The sequence below is a fragment of the Sorangium sp. So ce381 genome (assembly GCF_051473845.1).
In the GTDB taxonomy this organism is placed as follows: Bacteria; Myxococcota_A; Polyangia; order Polyangiales; family Polyangiaceae; genus Sorangium; species Sorangium atrum.
On record NZ_CP150336.1, the window covers coordinates 11,415,214 to 11,434,940 of the forward strand.

Consider the following 19,727-nt stretch of genomic DNA (forward strand, 5'->3'; position numbering starts at 1 on the left):
CGTGGCGCACGGGTTCCGCCGGCGTCACTGCTCCGATGCGACAGAATCGGCCGCGCACGGGATCGGCTCGATCACGTACTCCGGTTCGGCAAAGGAGGTGTCGCCGGCCCGGACCTTGGCGAACAGGTCTTTGACGTAGACGCGCTCCTCGCACACGTCGATGGGGAAGCTGAGGGGACCGAAGCGGCAGATGGGATAGTCGCGGGCAGCACATCGATTGGACCCCGTGAAGTCGATGTGCTCGCTGGTAAAGATATAACCGGCGTCCTGTTCCTTGATGGCGCGAAGCGCGGCAAGTTGGCTGCCATCGGAGACGCGAAAGAGCATCGTCGAGCCGTCTAGGAGAGCGGACACCAGCACGTTGCCGTCCGGCGAAAACGCCACCGCGCGCACCAGATGGGCATGCCACTCCAGGGTCTTGACCAGCGCGCCAGTGCTCGCATCCCACAACCGCACGCTCGCGTCCCCGGCCCCCGACGCGAGCCGCTCGCCGTCCGGCGAAAACGCCACCGCGTGCACGTCATGGGCATGCCCCTCCAGGGTCTTGAGCTGCGCGCCCGTGCTCGCATCCCACACACGCACCGTCTCATCGCCGGACCCCGAGGCCAGCCGCTTGCCGTCCGGCGAAAACGCCACCGCGTGCACCTGATGGGTGTGCCCCTTCAGGGTCTTGAGCTGCGCGCCCGTGCTCGCATCCCACAAACGCACGCTCTGGTCCGAGGACCCGGACGCGAGCCGCTTGCCGTCCGGCGAAAACGACACCGCTTCCACCCAACCGGTGTGCCCCTCCAGGGTCTTGAGCAGCTCCCCCGTGCTCGCATCCCACAAACGCACGCTATTGTCCCAGGACCCCGTGGCCAGCCGCTTGCCGTCCGGCGAAAACGACACCGCGTCCACGACGTGGGTGTGCCCCTCCAGCGTCTTGAGCTGCGCGCCCGTGCTCGCATCCCACAACCGCACGCTCCTGTCCAAGGACCCCGAGGCCAGCCGCTTGCCGTCCGGCGAAAACGACACCGACGTCACCCAATCGGTGTGCCCCTCCAGGGTCTTGAGCAGCGCCCCCGTGCTCGCATCCCACAAACGCACGCTCTTGTCCTCGGACCCCGAGGCCAGCCGCTTGCCGTCCGGCGAAAACGACAGCGCTGTCACGTCACCGGCGTGCCCCTCCAGGGTCTTGAGCAGCTTCCCCGTGCTCGCATCCCACACCCGCACGCTGTCCGAGGACTCCGAGGCCAGCCGCTTGCCGTCCGGCGAAAACGACACCGACGTCACCCAATTGGTGTGCCCCTCCAGGGTCTTGAACAGCGCCCCCGTGCTCGCATCCCACAAACGCACGCTATTGTCCCAGGACCCCGTGGCCAGCCGCTTGCCGTCCGGCGAAAACGACACCCCTTCCACGACCTCGGTGTGCCCCTTCAGCGTCTTGAGCTGCGCGCCCGTGCTCGCATCCCACAAACGCACGCTCTGGTCCGAGGACCCGGACGCGAGCCGCTTGCCGTCCGGCGAAAACGACACCGACCTCACCCAATGGGTGTGCCCCTCCAGGGTCTTGAGCAGCGCCCCCGTGCTCGCATCCCACAACCGCACGCTCTTGTCCTCGGACCCCGAGGCCAGCCGCTTGCCGTCCGGCGAAAACGACACCGCTGTCACGTCACCGGCGTGCCCCTCCAGGGTCTTGAGCTGCGCGCCCGTGCTCGCATCCCACAACCGCACGCTCATGTCCCGGGACCCCGACGCGAGCCACTTGCCGTCCGGCGAAAACGACACCGCTTCCACGACCTCGGTGTGCCCCTCCAGGGTCTTGAGCAGCTCCCCCGTGCTCGCATCCCACAACCGCACTCTCCTGTCCTCGGACCCGGACGCGAGCCGCTTGCCGTCCGGCGAAAACGTCACCTCTGTCACCCAATGGGTGTGCCCCCGCAGGCGAGTTCGCTCCCTCCATGTCGTGGTATCGACGATCGAAATCTCCGCCCGGTCGGTTATGGCCAGACGCTTCCCGTTCGGCGACCAGGCAACGGAGAGAGCGGAGCCTCCATTGGGCATCTCCAGCGAAAGTCCCTTCCCTGTCGCCTTCTCCAGGTCCACCATCGCCCGGTCGAACAGCCGCTGCGCCAAGGCCCCCTCTCCGACCCTCCTCGCACACTCCCCCGCGGCGACCAGCGCCTGTCCGTTCGGCCGCCACGCCTCCCACGCGGCCACGAACTTCTCCATCGCGCCCCTCAGCGAGGCCTCATCGCCCTTCGCGGACAGCCTTTCGGCCTCCCAATACAGCCGGCGCATCTCCGCTTTGGCTTCGTCCGTCTCGGCAAAGCTCCTGTCGAGCCGCGCGCTCTTCTCTATCGCCGCCGTCGCCGCCTGCCGGGCGTCCTCCGGCGCCGACCCCGCCGCCTCGATCTCCTGCGCCACCCGCCGCGCCTCGGCGTAACGCCCCAGCTCCGCCAGCGTCTCCACCTCCGCGGCCCACGTCGCCGCCGCCATCGCAGGGCACAGCCGGTTGGCCTTCGCGATGACACGCACCGTCCGATCCAGCCGGCCCTTGCCCAGCAGCGCGGGCACCAGCTTGCGCAGCTCCCCGGCGGTCTGGCATGGATCCGGGGGCGGCGGTGAGCGCTGCGCCGTCCCGGCCACAGGAAGCTTCTCCGACAGCGGTGGAGCAGAGCCGGAGCAGGCGAAAAGCAGCACCAGCAGGCCGAACAGCAACCAGGAGCTCGGACGCAACGCACGCCGCATTGCGCCAGGCTATCACCGCGGCGTCAGCATGTGTGCACTCCTGGGCCGGGGCGGCGATGTTGACCCACCTCGGTCGGGTCGCCCCTTGGTGCGGAGGCGACATCGCCGCCCGAAGCCAGGCTCGCAGCGCGGCAGCGCGTCTTCGACCGCTTCCGGCACGAGTACAACGACCAGCGCCCCCACGAGACACTCGGGCAGAGGACGCCAGCTTCGCGCTACACGCCGTCGCGGCGGACGATGCCACGCAAGCCTTCGTCGCCGGGGTGTCCGAACACGACAACCGTTCGACGCATCGGCAGCACGGGACAGCTGCAGTTCGGGGGCGGGCAGAGCTTCGTTTTCAAGCTGATCGCCGGTGAGCCGATGGGGCTGCTTCCGATCGCAGACGACATCTGGGAGCTGTACTACGGCCCGGTTCTGCTCCCGCAGGTCCCCCTGAAGAACAAGGAGCCGCAGCGCGCCAAGGCACGGTGACCTTCGCGCTCGCACGCCGGACCGTGCGGACAAGCTCGCGTGCACCGAGACCGCGGAGAGCGGCTCGTGGTCGGATCCTGGCGGTCCGAGAGAGCGCGGCGAGCGAGTCGCGTCGACGAGGGTCCGGTCCCTGTTTCCAGTCCTCCCGGAGCAGGGGCCCGTAGCGCACGGAAGCGTCACCGCGGCTCCCGGTCAGAAGTGTTACCAGGGCTCCCGGTCGTTCAACCCTCCTGCGCACGCCCGGCGACCCTCCGGCGCGGCCTCGGCGCCCTCCTGCGCAACCCCGGCGGTCCTGCTGCGCGGTGCCGGCGACCCTCCTGCGCCCCCTCGGCGCCCTCCTGCGCAGCCCCCGCGACCCTCCTGCGCACCCCCCGCGACCCTCCTGCGCACGCCCGGCGACCTTCCTGCGCGGCCTCGGCGCCCTCCTGCGCAACCCCGGCGGTCCCGCTGCGCGGTCCCGGCGCCCCTCCTGCGCCGCCGCGGCGCCCTCCTGCGCAGCCCCCGCGAGCCTCCTGCGCATCCATTTTTGTGTCCTATCGCACGATCGCGTAGCTCCTGCGCCGCCCCGGCAACCCTCCTCCGCACCCATTTCCGTGTCCTATCCTACGATCACATGGCTCCTGCGCCGCCCCGGCAACCTTCCTGCGCGCCAAATTTGTGAGCTGCGTTGCCATGCCTCGACGCCTTCGGCTGTCGCCCCTGCTGCGCAGCCGCGGCCTCCGCTGGCGCGGCGCCTCTGTCTCCTTGCGACCTTGCGACAAAAGCGTCGGTATCGTGCTCTCCCGTGACCCGATGCCTTGGCGCCGACCGATTCCCTCATTGAGCGACCGTGCCTCTGCTCGGAGGGGCGCTGACCTCGACAAGGAGACACTCATCGCCATGGCAACGAAGGCACCCACCGCCGCTTCCTCCAGGACCAAGAACACCAAGAACACCAAGAACACGCGCGCTTCGAGCGACGCCGGAGGCGCGCACCGCTCGTCGGGCGGCGCGCCCGAGTTCACGCTGAGCGCCGAGCGCGAGGCCGAGCTGCTCCGGGAGGCCGAGTCGCTCGGCGATAACGCCTCGCCCTTCCCAGGCAAGCTCGCTCGACGCGTCATCTGGTCGAGCCGCATTCAGCTCGCCGCCGAGCGCGACGCGGCGGATCTCGTGCGCACGCCGTTCGCCGAGGACGAGGCTCCGCTCACGCGCGAGGAGATCCGCGGGCTTCGTGAGAAGATCGAGCTCCTGCGCGTCGTGCAATCGCGCTGGCAAGCGGCGCAGCAGCGCCAGGAGCGGGCCGCCGCGGCCTTCGAGACGCCGGCCGCCGAGGCCGTCCAGATCAAGCAATCGCTCCTCCGCTTCTTCGATCTCCGCTTCAAGCAGAGCCCCGAAGGGCAAAAGCGGCTCATGGCGATCCGGGCGGGCAGCGGAGACGCGGATCTGGTCCAGGACGCCTCCGATCTCCTCTTGCTCTGCTCCGAGCACGCCGAGGCCGTTCAAATGGCGCCTCGCGGAGAGGCCGCCGCGGCGGACCGCCTCCGCGAGCTCTCGCCAGTGCTCGCGCGCATGCTCGCCGACAAGACGCTCTCTCTCGAGACGGTGCGCTCGCGCAAGCTCCGCGACGCCGCGTACACCCTCGTCGTACACGCCGAGCGGAGGCTGCGCGCCGCCGCGGAGTACTGGTACGCGGGCACCGACAGGATGAAGGACTATGCGCCGTTCCCCGCCTCCCGCGGCGCCTACGGCGGAGGAGAAGAGGAGGGGGAGGAGGGCGGCGAGCCGGAGGAGGCCGAGCCGGAAGAGGGCGTGGCGAAGGAGGGCGAGTCGGGAGACGACGAGGCGGGCGATGACGGGGAATCGCCCTGAGCTCGCGCCTCACGGATCCCTGACGGGACGACCCCAACCGACGAGCGCCGGTCCCGGAGAGCACGGGGCCGCGGTCTTCACCGCGCGGGACGTAATGATCACCGACACGTGGAGCTCCACGACGACGCCGCGGGCGTGATGGCGGCAGGTTGGACAGCCGCGCAGAGCTCCAGGAGCACGACTCCAGGTCGTGGCGCCGAACGCGCGCTGGAGGAGCTCGCCGGCGACGGCCCCGAGTTCGTGCTGCGCCGCCCGGCGAGGGCCCCGAGCTCGCGCTGCGCTTCTACCTGGAGGAAATGACCCTCGCCGGGAGGCGAGGCGCCCGAACTCCGGCGCCCCTCGGCGCGCCCATGCCGCCGCTGGACGGCGCCGCGGCCCGCCTCGCCGAGCTCGGCGCGGTCGTGGGTCGGCGAGCTCGTGCAGCGGGAGCTGTCGAGGGCGTCGCCGTTCGATGTCCACCAAGGTAGTGCGGGGCGGCCGTCGGCGAGCTCCGCCCCGGCGCGGAGCTCGCCGACGGCCGATCGGTTGACGAACACCTCCACCCAGGGGCGTTCCGCTACCAACGGACGCCAGGTCCAAGACCTGCCGCCTTGCACCCTTAAGCCGTTCGGCGGAGTTACGACTGTTCAACCACCTTCATTCTGAAGCTTGAGAAGCCGAGACGGTTTGTGTTCATGGGCGCGCCTCAGCAGCACACTTGAGCCAGGCACACGCGTCGCAATAGGGCATGGCATGCGAGCTCTCAACATCATCACCACAGCTCTCATTTTTTGTTTTGCTACGGCGTGTACAGTTGATCCGTTGCCCGAATCGGAACCAGTGTTGGAGGAGGAGACCCTAGAGGACGGCGAGGTTCTCGCGACACGTGGCAGGTGTGAAGATGCAGTCGACGAGGGGGCGGAATTTCTGGAGGCTCATGTGTGGAGCGGCGATGCAAGACACGCTCTTTACGCCTCCAGAAACGGCCCATTGTTTGGGAGAGAGCAGCGAAGGTCGAGGCGCAGGCAAGGCAAAGTGCCGCTCCAGTTGCCCTACGGCATGCATGGCGCTCGTATCGCGATGGCAGCTGTACTGTGAAGAGCACCAGATCAGGCTCCCGTTGAGCATCTGCGAAAAAGCGCGCAAGATTGGGATGCAGCGATGCCTGAGCTACTGCTGAGCACGTGCGCTTGACATCAACGACGCGGGCGCTAGGTGGCCGTCATGCCGGACCTGATCGCGGAGCGCACCCTCGTGCTGACACTTCCGAACGGTACCCAAGAACGCATCCACGTGCGAGTTTGGGCGCCAGAACATAGGCCATCCGTGATGTACTGGGAAGCTGACGTGGAGGTCGACGGTGCGGGGGACACCGACAAATCCCATGGAGTCGGCATCGACGGATTCCAGGCGCTCTACAGCGCGCTCTTCTTGATTCCTTCAATGCTCGTCAAATACGAGGACGTGGGCCGGATATCGTGGCTGGGCGACGAGTGGCTCGGGTTCCCAGAGTTCAAACTAACGAAGCCGAAAGCTGGGTCGTCGGCGCCGTGAGTGCGGTGCAGTGGAGCCGTGGCCGAGCTCGCTGACGCGCACCTCGACGTCCTTCGCGGCCCGTGCGTCGCGGTCGAGGCGTGAGCCGCGCTGGCTTCCCCTTGGCCCGACCTTCCGGCTCGACACTGGCGACGAGGAGCACATGGGTGAACTCGGACCGCAGCGGCGTGGGCGCGCGCCGCGAGCCGCCTCGCCGAAGGTAGCCGCGCCCTAACCTCCCGTCCGAGAGTACTGCGCCACCGCGCGCGTGTTCGCCTCGCTCTTCCAGGGCGGCGGCGCGGCGCTGGTGCTTCAGCACTCGCGGGAATTGACCCGCCTCTACTCGCGAAAAATGGTTCACCCCCCGGCTGACAATGCTCGTGCCGAGCGCGCTGTCGGTGATCATCGCGTCCCGCGGCCTTCGAGAAGCCGGCCGCCGAGGCCGCCCAGATCAAGCAATCGCTCCTCCGCTTCTTCGATCTCCGCTTCAAGAAGAGCCCCGAAGGTCAAAAGCGGCTCATGGCGATCCGGGCGGGCAGCGGCGACGCGGACCTGGTCCAGGACGCCTCCGATCTCCTCTTGCTCTGCTCCGAGCACGCGGAGGCCGTTCAAAAGGCGCCTCGCGGAGAGGCCGCCGCGGCGGACCGCCTCCGCGAGCTCTCGCCGGCGCTCGCGCGCATGCTCGCCGACAAGACGCTCTCTCTCGAGACGGTGCGCTCGCGCAAGCTCCGCGACGCCGTGTACACCCTCGTCGTGAACGCCGAGCGGAGGCTGCGCGCCGCCGCGGAGTACTGGTACGCGGGCACCGACAAGATGAAGGACTATGCGCCGTTCCCAGCCTCCCGCGGCGCCTACGGCGGAGGAGAAGAGGAGGGGGAGGATGGCGGCGAGTCGGAGGAGGCCGAGCCGGAAGACGGCGAGTCGGAGGAGGGCGAGTCGGGTGACGACGAGGCGGGCGATGACGGGGAATCGCCCTGAGCTCGGGGTTCACGGATCCCTGAGGGACGACCCCGAGCCCGCCCGACGTCCGACCGACCAGCGCCGGTCCCGGAGAGCTCCCGGCAGCTGACTCACCTCGGGCGCCGTGAGGACCTGCGGCGCCCGAGTCTCCGCCCAGCGTCGGTAGCTCTGATCGATCGTCCGGAAATGCAGGAGACGCCGTCTCTTGGTGCAATCAGCATCGGCCCACCAACGGCGCGCGCATCGATTCGAGCGCCAACGTCCCCGCGGTGTCCCGGCGACACGCGACGCTGGAGACAACATGCACGAGGGAGCCGCGTCAGCGCTCGGCCAACGTGTCGTCGAGCGGGGGCACCGCATCAGCGCTCGGTCAGCGCGTCGTCGAGCGTAGGCGCGGTGATCACGCGCTCGGTCCAGCCTTCGATCTGCGCGGCATCCGCGGCGCCGATGCGCGCCTCGATCGGCTCCGGCAGCTCGCCGAAGCGCAGCCGGAGCTGCTTCAGCAACGTGCTCCGCTGCCCTTCGAGCCGGCCCTCTCGCTCGCCCGCCAGCCGGCCCTCTCGCTCGCCCGCCAGCCGGCCCTCTCGCTCGCCCGCTAGCCGGCCCTCCCGGCGCCCCTCTTCGCGAAGGTAATCTGCGATGGTCACGATCTCCTCCTTGGCCTCCGGTCCCGCCGCCGCGAGCAGCGCCTTCAGCACTTTCTCGGGGTCGCGCAGGTCGGCGATGCTGAACATATAATGCCACAAGCGCGCGAGCGCAGCCCCTCCGCTGGGCGCCCGACGCACCTCCTCGAGTACGTCGCGCCACGCCGGCAGGAGCTTCACCAGCTCGTCGAAGTCGCTCGAATGCCGGAAGCACCACAGCACCACCCGCCCCAGCGCCGTCATCGCCCGCGCTCGCAGCGCCTCGTCCGTCTCGTGGCTGATGTCGTCCAGCACGAAACAGAACTGCGGCACATGCTCGGCCATCTGCGCCAGCGTTTCCGGCGGCACATCCAGCAGATCCTGGAACGAAACCGGCGCGTTCCAGGCAATCGCGCCGTGATACAGCACCACCGGCAGGATCCCCGGGAGGAGCGTCGCCTTGGGGTGACGCTCCAGGTAGCCCTGCCAGATCCGCACCATGTACGCGAGCAGCCGGGACGCCATCAGCGGGTGCATCGTGCTCTGGTGCTCGAAGAGCACGTAGATGAACCGCGACCCTTGCTCCAGCCTCGCGGTGAAGAGCAGGTCGCTGTGGCTCGCCACGAGCGCTTCGTCGATGAAGCTGCCAGGTTGCAGCGTCAGCGACCCGAAGTCGATCTGGGCCGCAAGCGCCGCCGGCAGCGCCTCGCGCAGCGCCCCGGCCGCGTGCTCCGGCTGGCTGAACGTGGACTTGAACAGGGCGTCGTGAGGGGTCGGCGTCATCGAGACTCACTCCCCGCCCGCGCTCTCCGTGCCGGCGAGCTCGCCGATCTCGCGCATCGCCGCCTCGTCACGGCCGATGGCCATCGCGTAAGCCCGGAGCTCCGCGCCTGGCCGACGTGTGCAGCCGGCCGTCGTGATGGGGCAAGCGCCTCCGCGGCGCGGAAGGACAAACGTCGGCCTTGCGCCGCCGAACACGGGCTCGGCGGCGCGCCGTCTCCGAGGCCGATTCGCTAGCAAGTCACAGATGGATTGACCATGAAAAAGAAATCTATTTTTGGATGCGATTCATGAGATGACATCGAACGGTGTCGCGCAATTACGGCGAGGCAAACCATCTCATCTCTCAATCGTCTTTCGCGCACGCCAGTGCTGCCAACCCAACCTGGTTCGGGTCGCCTCGGAGCGGTTCGCCTCGGGCCCAGATCGCCCGCTCCGCTCAGCCCTGGTCACGCCCGCCTCACCTGCCGTATCCTCCTCCCAGGTGCAGACCCTCCACATCTCCCGCCTCTCCGAGCTCATGGCCCTCCTCGAAGCCGCGCCCGGCTCGCGGTTCTGCTACCGGGGCCACGCGAGCGCCGCGTGGAGCCTGGTGCCGACGCTCTACCGCGACGTGGAGCGCACCTCGCCCCCGCTGGAGCCCGTCGACGGCGAGTGGCTCGGCCCGCGCGAGCGCGACATCGCGCGCCGCTTTCGGCTGGCGGCGCGCGGCGAGCCGGACGTCCTCGCCGACGAGTGGCGCGCCCTGTGCCTCGCCCAGCACCACGGCGTACCGACCCGCCTTCTCGACTGGACCTATAACCCCCTCGTCGCGGCGTTCTTCGCGCTCTCGGAGCGCTCGCCCGACGACGCGGCCATCTATCGACTCAACCTCTCGGACTACCCCTTTCCCGCGGCGCTCGGCCGGCGCCTCCCGGAAGGCGCCTTCCGGATCGAGAACCTCCGCTCCTTCCTCGGCGGCAGGACACCGCCCTTCTTCACGCCCGTGTCGAGCATCCTGCCCCGCGAGGACGCCACGGCCGCGCCGCCCGCCGTCGACTCCGCGCTCGTCGTGTTCCGGGCCCCGCTCGACGTGGCCCGCATCGAGCGGCAACAGGGGATCTTCTCTGTCTATCTATCGAGGAACGACCACGATTTCGCGCTCGATCACCTGGCGCCCATCCTCGGCGCCGAGGCGTCGTCCGGGCGAGAGCTGCTCACCAAGGTGATCATCCCCCGGGCGGCGGCAGACGGCATCCGCAGGCAGCTCGCGAGCCAGGGAATGACGGCGAGCGTGCTCTTCCCGGACCTGACCGGGGTCGGCCTGGAGCTCAGGGCGAAGCTGCGAGACGAGCTCGAAGAGGAGCTGCAGGACCGGCGGCGCCAGCGGGCGGAATAAGCCCTCACCCGCCCAAGGGCAGCGTCGTCGCGAAATCCGCCGGCCGCAGCACCACGCCGCCGCCGAGCGCGTCGACCACGCGCACCCCGGTCGGATGGAAGCCGATCGCCACAAGCCCGGGCGCGCCCTCGGGCTGCGCGTGGTACCGCTTCCAGACCGGCACCCCCGCGCCGTGCCGGCGCAGCACCTCGCGCTCGGTCACGAGCCACGGCACCCCGTCCTCGTCGAGGCCCATCGCCACCGGGCGGCCGCCGCCCTCCGACGCCTCCATCGCGGCGCCGCTCTGATCGAAGCGCATGACCACCCCGGCGCCCGCGGCCCACGCCGCGCCGTCGGCGCCGGCGACGGCCACCTCCAGCGGCGGCGCGTCGGTCATGCCCGTCGCGAACACCTGCGCCTTGCCATCGTAGCCGAGCCACATCGCCCGGCCGCGCTTGCCCCGGTAACCGCCAGCCACGAAGAAGCCGAGCGGCCCCGATGCGACGGCGTGGACCTCGCCCCTGAGCAGCAACAGCAACGGGTCGCTCCAGCGCTCGCCGTCCTGCGACAACCACAGCTCCGGGCCGCCTTCGCCGTCGTCGGTCTCCGCCGTCACGACGCCGAACGTGCGGCCGTCGCCCAGCACGGCGACGATGGGCCCGACCGCGCCCCCACCCGCGCGACGCGGCAGGGGCATGAGCGCGAAATCGGCGTCGCGAAACAGGGTGCCGCGGAACAGGAGCACGTGCGCCGGGCCGACCAGCGCGACGCCGCCACCCGGCCCGCGCGCGAGCCACCTCGTCGCGGCCAGGGATGGGAGCACCTCCTCCGGCACCTCCACCTCGAACAGCTGCGGCTCCCGCTGAGAAAAGCAGTAGAGGCCGCCGCCGCTGCACGCGAAGGCGAAGGTCCCCGGCTGGAAGACGACCTCGCCCGGCGCGAGGAGCAGCGCGCGACCGCCGGGGATCGACGACGGCGGAACCACCTCCACGGCGGCGTGCGCGCCCTCGTCCGACGCGACCATCCGGGTCCGCCGGAATTGCGTCACCGGCCGCTGCCCCTTGCTCTCGCGCTCGATCCACCGCGCCGCCACGGCCTCGAGCGGCGACAAGACCGCCGCGGCGAGCTCGTCCACGCTCGCATACCGCGCCGGCGCATCGCCGAACACCGACGCACCGAAGAGCTGGCGCGCGCGCCGCTCGTAGAAGCTCGCGCCCTCCCGATCCCAGGTCCCCGGCGGCAGCTTCGGCGACGCGCCCGTGCGGAGCGCCCGGTCGAGCGCCTCGAGCAGGTCACCATCCGCGAGGAAGCCCCGGTGCAGCCGCCGCGACGTGCGCAAGCTGCGGCGCTCGCCGGCGTTCCAGGCCGGCTCCGAGCGGCACCACTCCTCGCCGGCGATCACGAAGAAGATCGTCGCGGCGAGCGCGTGAACGTCGCTCCACGGTCCGACCAACGGGTTCTGGTGGCTCGGCCGCAGCGCCGAGAGGCTCTGCTCGGGCGCGCCGTAACCTGGCGTCATCGCCTGCACCGTGGCGAGCCGCAGCCCCTCGACCCGCGCGATGCCGCAGTCGGCGATCTTCGGGGTCTCGACGTCCACGGGGCCAGCTACGAAGACGTTGTTGGGCTTCAGGTCGCGGTGGATGACGCCGAGTCGGTGCAGCACGCGTACACCCTCGATCATCCCGCGCGCCAGCCGGTGAACCCGCACCGGGTCGACGCCACCCTCCCCGGCGAGCTCGATCCGCTCGGCCAGCGTCGTCCCAGCGTTCGATCCCTCGACGTGCTCGAGTGCGATCCAGGGCAAGGAGAGCGCCGAATCGTTCTCGAGCTGAACGAGCGCGCTGCCGCTGCCGTAAAGGCCGATGACGAACTCGCTCGGTGGACGCAGGTTCCTCACCCGCACGAGGGCCTCGATCTCGCGGAGGGCGACGTCCATGCTGCTCATCCCGAGCTGAGCGAGCCCGTGCTCCGTCTCGGGTTTGACGATCTTCACGGCAAGGAGCGTCGGCGCGATGTCGGAGAGGAGACGCGATGCAACCGTCGGATCCCGCTCGGCAAGGAACACCGCCGACATGCCGCCCGCGCCGATCCACCGTAACAGGCGCAGCCCAGAGGGCGCGCCGGTGCGAGCGTCGGCGAGCACGGGCCGGCCCTGGGCGAGATCGCGGAGGTCCGGCGCGCTGCTCCGAAGGACGAGCGTCATGGGGCACGATGCTACGCGGAATGGACCGCAAGCGGGAGCCCGGCCGAGTAAAGGGTGCTGCCTCCGCAACGACCTTGTCGCCCGCAGGAGCTCGCGGAAGCGCCGCGCGCGAACCCTTGCGGTTCAGCTGCATCGAGGTGGCAATTGCCCGAGCAGCCCGGAGCCGCGCGAGTGCTCAGGGTCCTATCGACCCCTCCTTCATGGCAGCCAACCTCGCTCGATACTCCGGCGGACCCATCGAGGAGGCGGCAACCCAATCGAAGCGCGGGAGCGCCCGCGCTGGAACCGCGATCAGTTGATGGTGAAGGACTTGCTGACCGAGACCGGGCCCCCGCCGAAGGCAGGCACCCGCGCGCCGCGGAACAGCCTGGCGACGCATCCGCCGACGCTGGTCCCGGCGAACGGCGCCCCCTGGACTTCAGCCGACGTGACGCTGCCGCTCGGCGCGAAGGTGACCTTGACCCTCCCGGTCCCGGTCGGTCCGCCGGCCTTCTTGCAGCTCTTGGCAGAGCCAGCGGCGGCGCCGAGCGCCGAGCTCGCGGCGCCACGGTTGAACTCGGCGCCGCCGGACGCCGCCGGCTCCGGCTTCGATGCCGCCGGCTTCTCTGCCGCGGCAGCGGGCGCCGACGCCGGCTTCTCCGCCGCGGCGGCGGGCGCCGACGCCGGCTTCTCCGCCGCAGCGGCAGCAGGCGTCGCGGCGCTCGGCGCCTCGGCGCTGGCGGTGGGCTCCGCGGACGGCGCCGCCGTCTCCGCCGTGGACGGCGTTGCGGCCGCAGCGGTCTCGGCGGGCGTCGGCGCCGGCGCCGGCGTCTGCGCAGGGCTCGGCACCTCGGCGGGGGCGGTGTTCGCCTGCTCCGGCGTGGCCGTCGACGTCTCCGGCTTCGGCGACTGCATGAAGAAGAAGGCGACGCCGCCGATCAGCACGACCGCGGCGACCGCGGCCGCGATGAGACCGGTGCGGCCCTTCTTGGGCGAGGCCTCCGGCGCCGCGAGCGGAGAGAGCGACGAAAGCGACGCGGGCGGCACCGACGCCTTGGACGGAAACGGCATCGAGGGAGGCGGCCGCGAGTCCGTCACCGGCGCGAGCAACGGCGGCGGCGCGAGCATCGGCGCGGAGGCGATGGGGCCGCCGCCGAGGTTCAGCAGGTCGTCATAGCCGGCTCGACCGTTGTTCTTCGAGGGGCGGTTCGAGGGACGCCGGCCCGACGGGAGCTCGTCTTCTTCCTTCTGCTTGGCCGCGGCGTTCTCGGTCGCGGTGAGCGCCGAGAGCGAGAAGAGGACCGAGTTCTCGTTGCGCTCGCCCACCTGGCGATCGAGGCCCGGCGGCGGGGCGGACGCGCCGGGGTCCTCGGCGCGCTCCGCGGCGCTGAAGACGTCGACCGCGGCCCCCCGGGCTGCGCGACGCGCAGCCGCTGGCGCCGCTGCGCCGTCTGGGGCCGGCGCCGCGGCCGCTGGATTCGCCGACGCCGCGGCCGCTGGATTCGCCGGCGCCGCAGCTTCAGGGGCCTTCGCCGATGCGACGGCTGCAGGCGCCGGGGTCGCGGCCCCCGCTTGGTTCAGGGCGCGCCGCGAGTCCTTCATGACCACGGTCCCCTCGGGCCCGAACCTGAGCCCAGCAGGCGCCGGAGCCGTGGGGACCGGCGCAGCCGCAGGCGCTGGAGCGGCGGCAGGCGCAGAGACCGCTGCGGGCGGAGGCGCCGCTGCGGCCGCCGGCGCAGCTGCAGCAGGGACGGCCGCCGCGGCAGGCGCAGCTGCAGCTGACACAGGCGTCGCGATCGCGGGCGCCGCGGCAGCTGGCGCCGCCGCGGCGACGGCTGCTGCGGCCGCGGGAGCCGCGTCTTCCCGCGAGGAGAAGCGCTCCTTGAGCTCCGGGACGCTGGCGATCGGCAGCCAGTCGCCCATCCCGTCCTTCCACACGTACGTGTCGTTGCTCAGGCCTCCGCGCGCGTACTCGGCCACGAGCTCGGCGGTCGTCATGGTCCGCTCGTCGCCCTCGGCGACGTTGACGGTCCACGTGTCGGGCGCCGCCGCCGGGGACGCGCCGCCCGCGTCGGCCACGAGCTTCGCCTCGGCGTCATCCGACAGGTCGCCCTGCTGCTCCGCGGTCGCGTCCTGCGGCGCGGCCGGGGTAGCCTCATTCGCGCCGTGGACCACCATGGAGTGGTTGCACTTTTTGCATTTGATCTTGACCGTCTTGCCGGCGACTTTCTCGTCGGCAATCGTGTACTTGGCCTGGCACGACTCACACGTAATCTTCATGCGACTGTCGCCCTTCCCGTTCCGGCATGCGGGCATGGGTTCAACGACCACACACGCGCACGTTCACGCGGCCCGGTCGGTCGACGCAGAATAGCGGGACGGCGCGAGGCCGATCAAGGCGGCGACTTCTTTTATGATCGCGCCGGCGCAGCGCCGCCCGATGACGCAGCGCGCGTCCACGTCCCCGCGCGGCCGCAGCGCGCAGTGTGGCGCGATCAATTGAGCAGGAGCAGCTGCGTGCCGTCTTTCCCGCAGAACATCGCCTCGCTCGGATAGCGGTCGCCGCAGGTTGGGCAGATCTTTCCACGAGCCCGCAGCGTCGGCCTGACCGGCGCCGCGGCTGGCCCTGCGACGCCCGCGAGCGAGGCCTCCGCGGGCGCCGGGGTTCCCTCGGCGCCTGCGCTGTCGTGCTCGCCGGCGGCACCGGCCATGGAGGCCGGGTCTTCCACCTCGCCTCCTGTCCGCCGCCGGCCTCGGCGGAGCAGGATCAACCCGGCAAATCCGAGGCAGGCCGCGACCCCACCCACGATGGCCACGAACAGGTTCTTGCGCTGGCGTCCCAGGTCCTCGCCCGAGGTCGTGCGCCCGCCGATGGTGCCGGCCGCGATCACCACGACGGCGGCCTGCTCGCTCTCACCCGCCTCGTTGAGGCCGCTCGTCGCGAGGAGCGCGTCGTAACGATCGGGGCTCGTCACCTCGATCGCGACGGTCACCCCCTTTCCGGCGACGGACGCGACGAGGCCGAGCGCCCCCTCGCCCGCGCCGGCGCCGAGCGAGAGGGCGCCTGTCGCGTCGACGGTCGCGGCGGACGCGAGCGGCCCCGGCGCGATCGACCACGTGGGCCTCGTCGGGAGCGCGCACCCCTCCGCATCCATGACCAGCGCGCGGAACTGAAAGCGTTCGCCCGGCCGCATGAGCTTGCGCGACGGCGTGACCTCGAGGCGCGCCGGCTCACCGGGGGCGTCGCAGGTGCGCGAGGCCGCGGGCTTCTTCTCGGCTGCAGCGGGCGCCGCGGACGCCACCGGCGGCGGAGCGCTCGCCACCGGCGGAGCGCTCGCCGCGGGGGGCGCCTCGCCCTCGCGCCGGACGAGCGTGTAGGTCCGCGTCCTCGTCACGGACGCGCTGCAGGTCGTGTCCTGGATGATGAACTGGTACTGCCCGGTCTCCACCATGTTGATGCTGGCGTCGGTCGCCTGCGTCGTGGTGGTGACCACGGCCCGGCGGGGGTCGCTGGCCGGCGTCGTGCAGCGGGTCTGCCAGGAGCGCGCGTTGCCGGAGGCCGAGTGCTTGCTCCGCGCGAGCCCGGGCATCTGCTCCCAGCACTCGGCGGTGCTCCACGACCGTCCGGCGCCCGAGATCGAGAGCTCCGAGCCGTGCTGCTGGATCTGCACGGCGCCGCCCGGGGCGCCTTGCGGGCGTGGCCTGGGCCCGCACGCCTGCCCCCAGGCGGCGACCGACCACTGTTCCGTGAGAGCGCTCGCCGTCCAGGACCCGCTCAGCGTCGGCAGGTCCTGCGCGGCGCTCGCGCGGGGGACGGCGAGGACGATGGACGCGAGCGACGCGAGGCGAAGCGCGTGGAACAGGGCGGACGAGGCGAGCAGCGGGCGTCGCACAGCCGAACCGTAGCAGCGCCCGCGCGCGGGCGGCAGCCGGCGGGCCTGGAGCGCCGCCCGCGCGGCGCGGGATGTGCGGGATGTGCGGGATGTGCGGGATGTAACTGACGCCAGATGATCGCAGCGAACCGCGACGCAGCCTGCTCGCTCCGCCTAACGAGCGCCGCGTGACAAGCAACGCCCGGGCCCACCCGTACCCGAAACCAAGAGCCACGCCACACAAAATGCTCACGCCCCGAAAAAGGATCTAGACAGGCAAAGCAAAGACTCGTTATCTTTAAAAATGGTCCTGTGTGCGTTCTGCATCAAATCTCGTCAGGCACTCCCGCGTACCTGATCCGATCCTGTTCGTCCCTCGACCCCTGCGAAGGGTCAGAGAGGGCTGCTCAGCGCCGCCGAACGCCGCCGCACGCCCAGAGCCCCCGCGAACCGCGAGCTTGCGCACCGACCGTCGAGCTGGCGAGTGTTCTGGCCATCGAACTCGATGCGCCAGACGGCGCTCGTCGCCGCAAACGGCGAGCAAACGGCGAGCAGCCGCGAGAAGACCAAAAGCGTCACCGCACGACCCAAAATTGTCACCGCACAACTCGATAACTTTCTCGCGTCTATCGCCAAAAAGATCTGGACACTTTCATCTCTGAGTTGCTAACTTGAACACTGTCCCCTTGCGCATCCGCTCTCCGATCGAAGCAAAAGCACCCGCGTACTTGATCCGATCCTGATCAGCCCGCGGGGCTCATTCCGACCGGAGCCCGCGAAACCGACCTCGCCTGACCCGTGTGTCATGGTGCCTGCTATTCGGATGGCGCTCCATCAATGGTTCACCCGTGAGGACCTCAAGGAGCTACCAATGAAGCAGTTCGCAATCGCATCTTCTGCCGCCCTCGCCACGCTGTTCATCACCGCCACCAGCCTCGCCAACACCGCCGCTCCGTCTCCCACGTGCACCGTGATCAAGCGGGGAACCCTGGGCGACATCTACAACGCCGAGATATGGAGCCTCGCCCCGAGCTACCACGTCCCGTCCCCCTTCGAGGTCAACACCGGGTACTCCAGCTCGGTCGGAGAGAAGCGCGCCCTGTTCCGCTTCGATCTGAGCCCCATCCCCGCCGGCTCTCTCGTCACGTCGGCCAAGTTCTACGCCCTGACGTACACGAGCACCGCGAAGACCGTGTACGTCCACCAGGTGCTCGCCCCCTGGAGCGAGGAGCTCGTCACGTGGAACAACTTCGGCGGCATGGACCCCGCCGCGTTCACCTCGTTCGTGCCCAACGTCACCGGGTGGAGCTCGGTCGACCTCACCGGGATCGTGCAGAACTGGGTGAATGGGACGGCGCCGAGCTACGGGATCCTCCTCGAGGAGGGCACCAGCGGGAAGACGTCGTACAAGGGCAGCGCCCACACCGACATGGGTTACCGCCCCATCCTCGAGGTCTGTTACACCGCGCCGAAGGGCTCGATCGGCGACAAGGTGTGGTTCGACGCGAACGCGGACGGCATCGAGGACGCCTCCGAGCTCGGCATCTCTGACGTCGTCGTCGACCTCTTCGGCGACGCGAACTGTGACGGCGTCGCCGACGGCGCCGCGCTCCAGAGTACCGTGACCGGCGCGAACGGCGTCTACCGATTCACCGAGCTCGAGGCGGGCTGTTACGTCGTCGATGTCGACGACGCGACGCTCCCGCTCGGCCACCTCCTGACCAGCGATGACGAGCCGTTCGGCGTGTCCCTCGATCCGGGTGAGAACGTGGCCAACGCCGACTTCGGCTACGTGACCTACTCGTCGATCGGCGACACGGTCTGGCTCGACAGCGACGCCGACGGGCTCTACGAGCCGGAGACCGGCGAGCTCGGCGTCAACGGCGTCCGTGTCGAGCTGTTCCAGGGGGCCCAGCTGATCGACTTCACCATCACCGGCACGAGCCCCTACACCGGCCAGCCCGGCTTCTACCTCTTCGACACGCTCCCGGCGGGCACCTACTCGGTGGTCATCACGCCCGACAACTTCATGACGAGCGGTCCGCTCGCCGGGCAGGAGCCGACGGCCGACCCCGACGGCGGGCTCGACAACGTGGGCGTGGTCTCGCTCGGCTGGGCACAAGACCTCCTCGACGCGGACTTCGGCTACCGGCTCTCCTGCGGCAACGGCGTCTGCGGCGGCGACGAGAGCTGTTCCAGCTGCGCTGTCGACTGCGGCGTCTGCCCGCCCCAGTGCGGCAACGGCACCTGCGAGATCGGCGAGGACTGCGGCAGCTGCAGCGCCGACTGCGACGTCTGCCCGCCCGCCTGCGGCGACGGCACCTGCAACGGCAGCGAGAGCTGCAGCACCTGCGCGGCCGACTGCGGCACCTGCCCGCCGGTCTGCGGCAACGGCACCTGCGAGGCCGGCGAGGACTGCGGCTCCTGCTCGGACGACTGCGGCGCCTGCCCCGCGGTCTGCGGCAACAACGTCTGCGAGAACGGCGAGGACTGCTCGAACTGCACCGGCGATTGCGGCGCTTGCCCCGCGGTCTGCGGCAACGACAGGTGCGAGGCCGGCGAGAACTGCCTCGAGTGCCCGAGCGACTGCGGCATCTGCCCGCCGGTCTGCGGCGACAAGGTCTGCGCGGTCGGTGAGACCTGCTCGAACTGCGCCGGCGACTGCGGCGCCTGCCCGCCGGTCTGCGGCGATGGGGTGTGCAAGGCGGGCGTCGAGAACTGCTCGAGCTGCGCCGCCGACTGCGGCGTCTGCAAGTGCTCTTCCCCCGGCACCGGCTCCCCCGGTTACTGGAAGAACCACCCGAACGCCTGGAAGATCACGAAGCTGACCATCGGCGGCAAGACGTACACGAAGTCCCAGCTGCTCGATATCATCAGCCGTCCGACGCGGGGCGACGTCACCTACATCATCGCGAAGCACCTCATCGTCGCCAAGCTCAACGTCGGTATCGGCAACCAGTCGAGCTGCATCGAGGACACCATCGCCAAGGCCGACGCCTGGCTCAAGAAGTACCCGCTCGGCAGCAACGTGAAGGACAACTGCAGCAGGAACGCGCCCTGGGCGACCGGCGAGCCCCTGGCCGAGAGACTCGACAAGTACAACAACGGCTATCTCTGCGCCCCCCACCGCGACGACCTTGACTGCGAGGACAACCGCAACGATCGCGACCATGACCGCGGCTGCGGCCGCTGAGACATAGTCGCGAGCGCCCCCGGGGCCAGCGCCCGCTCCAAGCGACCAGCCTGGAGAGCCGCCGACGCTGGCCCAGCCTCCTCCCCCCTCCCCCGCCTCCCCTCCCCCTTCCAGCCTCCCCTCCGCCCAACGCCGCCTCCTCCTCGCCGCGCCTGGCGGGGATGGCCACCTCGTACTCAGGACGGAACGTTCCTCG

Annotated in this window: 11 protein-coding genes and 1 pseudogene; 6 read left to right on the top strand and 6 right to left on the bottom strand. The window is 70.3% G+C overall.

All coding sequences use genetic code 11. From position 1 onward, the window contains the following. Positions 1 to 24: 24 nt before the first annotated feature. Positions 25 to 2,730: a WD40 repeat domain-containing protein gene (locus tag WMF29_RS42860; protein WP_437325822.1), complete on the bottom strand. Its 2,706-nt coding sequence runs from the start codon at positions 2,728 to 2,730 to the stop codon at positions 25 to 27. An 84-nt stretch (positions 2,731 to 2,814) separates the two neighbouring features. On the opposite strand from WMF29_RS42860, the pseudogene WMF29_RS42865 reads away from it, so the two are divergent. After that, a pseudogene (locus WMF29_RS42865) lies at positions 2,815 to 3,204 on the top strand (integrase core domain-containing protein); the annotation flags it as partial. Positions 3,205 to 4,083: 879 nt separating this feature from the next. After that, positions 4,084 to 5,052 (top strand): ATPase, encoded by a 969-nt coding sequence (locus tag WMF29_RS42870; protein ID WP_437325823.1) that lies wholly within the window; start codon positions 4,084 to 4,086, stop codon positions 5,050 to 5,052. Positions 5,053 to 5,150: 98 nt separating this feature from the next. Here the strand turns inward: WMF29_RS42870 and WMF29_RS42875 are convergent, their stop codons facing one another. Next, the gene (locus tag WMF29_RS42875; RefSeq protein ID WP_437325824.1) at positions 5,151 to 5,588 is read right to left on the bottom strand and encodes a hypothetical protein; all 438 of its coding nucleotides are present in this window, start codon (positions 5,586 to 5,588) and stop codon (positions 5,151 to 5,153) included. A gap of 667 nt (positions 5,589 to 6,255) precedes the next feature. On the opposite strand from WMF29_RS42875, the gene WMF29_RS42880 reads away from it, so the two are divergent. Both WMF29_RS42880 and WMF29_RS42885 read left to right on the top strand, forming a co-directional pair. Next, positions 6,256 to 6,585 carry a DUF6968 family protein gene (locus WMF29_RS42880; protein ID WP_437325825.1) on the top strand — a complete coding sequence of 110 codons (330 nt, stop codon included), beginning with the start codon at positions 6,256 to 6,258 and terminating at the stop codon, positions 6,583 to 6,585. A 498-nt stretch (positions 6,586 to 7,083) separates the two neighbouring features. Further along, positions 7,084 to 7,542: a hypothetical protein gene (locus tag WMF29_RS42885; RefSeq protein ID WP_437325826.1), complete on the top strand. Its 459-nt coding sequence runs from the start codon at positions 7,084 to 7,086 to the stop codon at positions 7,540 to 7,542. Between the two features lie 341 nt (positions 7,543 to 7,883). On the opposite strand, the gene WMF29_RS42890 is transcribed toward WMF29_RS42885, so the two are convergent. After that, positions 7,884 to 8,930, bottom strand: a complete 1,047-nt coding sequence (locus WMF29_RS42890) for an Rpn family recombination-promoting nuclease/putative transposase (RefSeq protein ID WP_437325827.1) — start codon at positions 8,928 to 8,930, stop codon at positions 7,884 to 7,886. A 481-nt stretch (positions 8,931 to 9,411) separates the two neighbouring features. Between WMF29_RS42890 and WMF29_RS42895 the strand changes: the two genes are divergently transcribed. Next, positions 9,412 to 10,305, top strand: a complete 894-nt coding sequence (locus tag WMF29_RS42895; RefSeq protein WP_437325828.1) for an FRG domain-containing protein — start codon at positions 9,412 to 9,414, stop codon at positions 10,303 to 10,305. Between the two features lie 4 nt (positions 10,306 to 10,309). Here WMF29_RS42895 and WMF29_RS42900 read toward each other — a convergent pair whose 3' ends face one another. The 3 genes from WMF29_RS42900 to WMF29_RS42910 form a co-directional block, all read right to left on the bottom strand. Further along, positions 10,310 to 12,487: a serine/threonine-protein kinase gene (locus WMF29_RS42900; protein ID WP_437325829.1), complete on the bottom strand. Its 2,178-nt coding sequence runs from the start codon at positions 12,485 to 12,487 to the stop codon at positions 10,310 to 10,312. Between the two features lie 291 nt (positions 12,488 to 12,778). Beyond that, positions 12,779 to 14,746: a zinc-ribbon domain-containing protein gene (locus tag WMF29_RS42905; protein ID WP_437325830.1), complete on the bottom strand. Its 1,968-nt coding sequence runs from the start codon at positions 14,744 to 14,746 to the stop codon at positions 12,779 to 12,781. Positions 14,747 to 14,961: 215 nt separating this feature from the next. After that, positions 14,962 to 16,359 (bottom strand): hypothetical protein, encoded by a 1,398-nt coding sequence (locus WMF29_RS42910; RefSeq protein WP_437325831.1) that lies wholly within the window; start codon positions 16,357 to 16,359, stop codon positions 14,962 to 14,964. Positions 16,360 to 17,209: 850 nt separating this feature from the next. On the opposite strand from WMF29_RS42910, the gene WMF29_RS42915 reads away from it, so the two are divergent. After that, positions 17,210 to 19,531 (top strand): SdrD B-like domain-containing protein, encoded by a 2,322-nt coding sequence (locus tag WMF29_RS42915; protein ID WP_437325832.1) that lies wholly within the window; start codon positions 17,210 to 17,212, stop codon positions 19,529 to 19,531. Positions 19,532 to 19,727 lie beyond the last annotated feature (196 nt).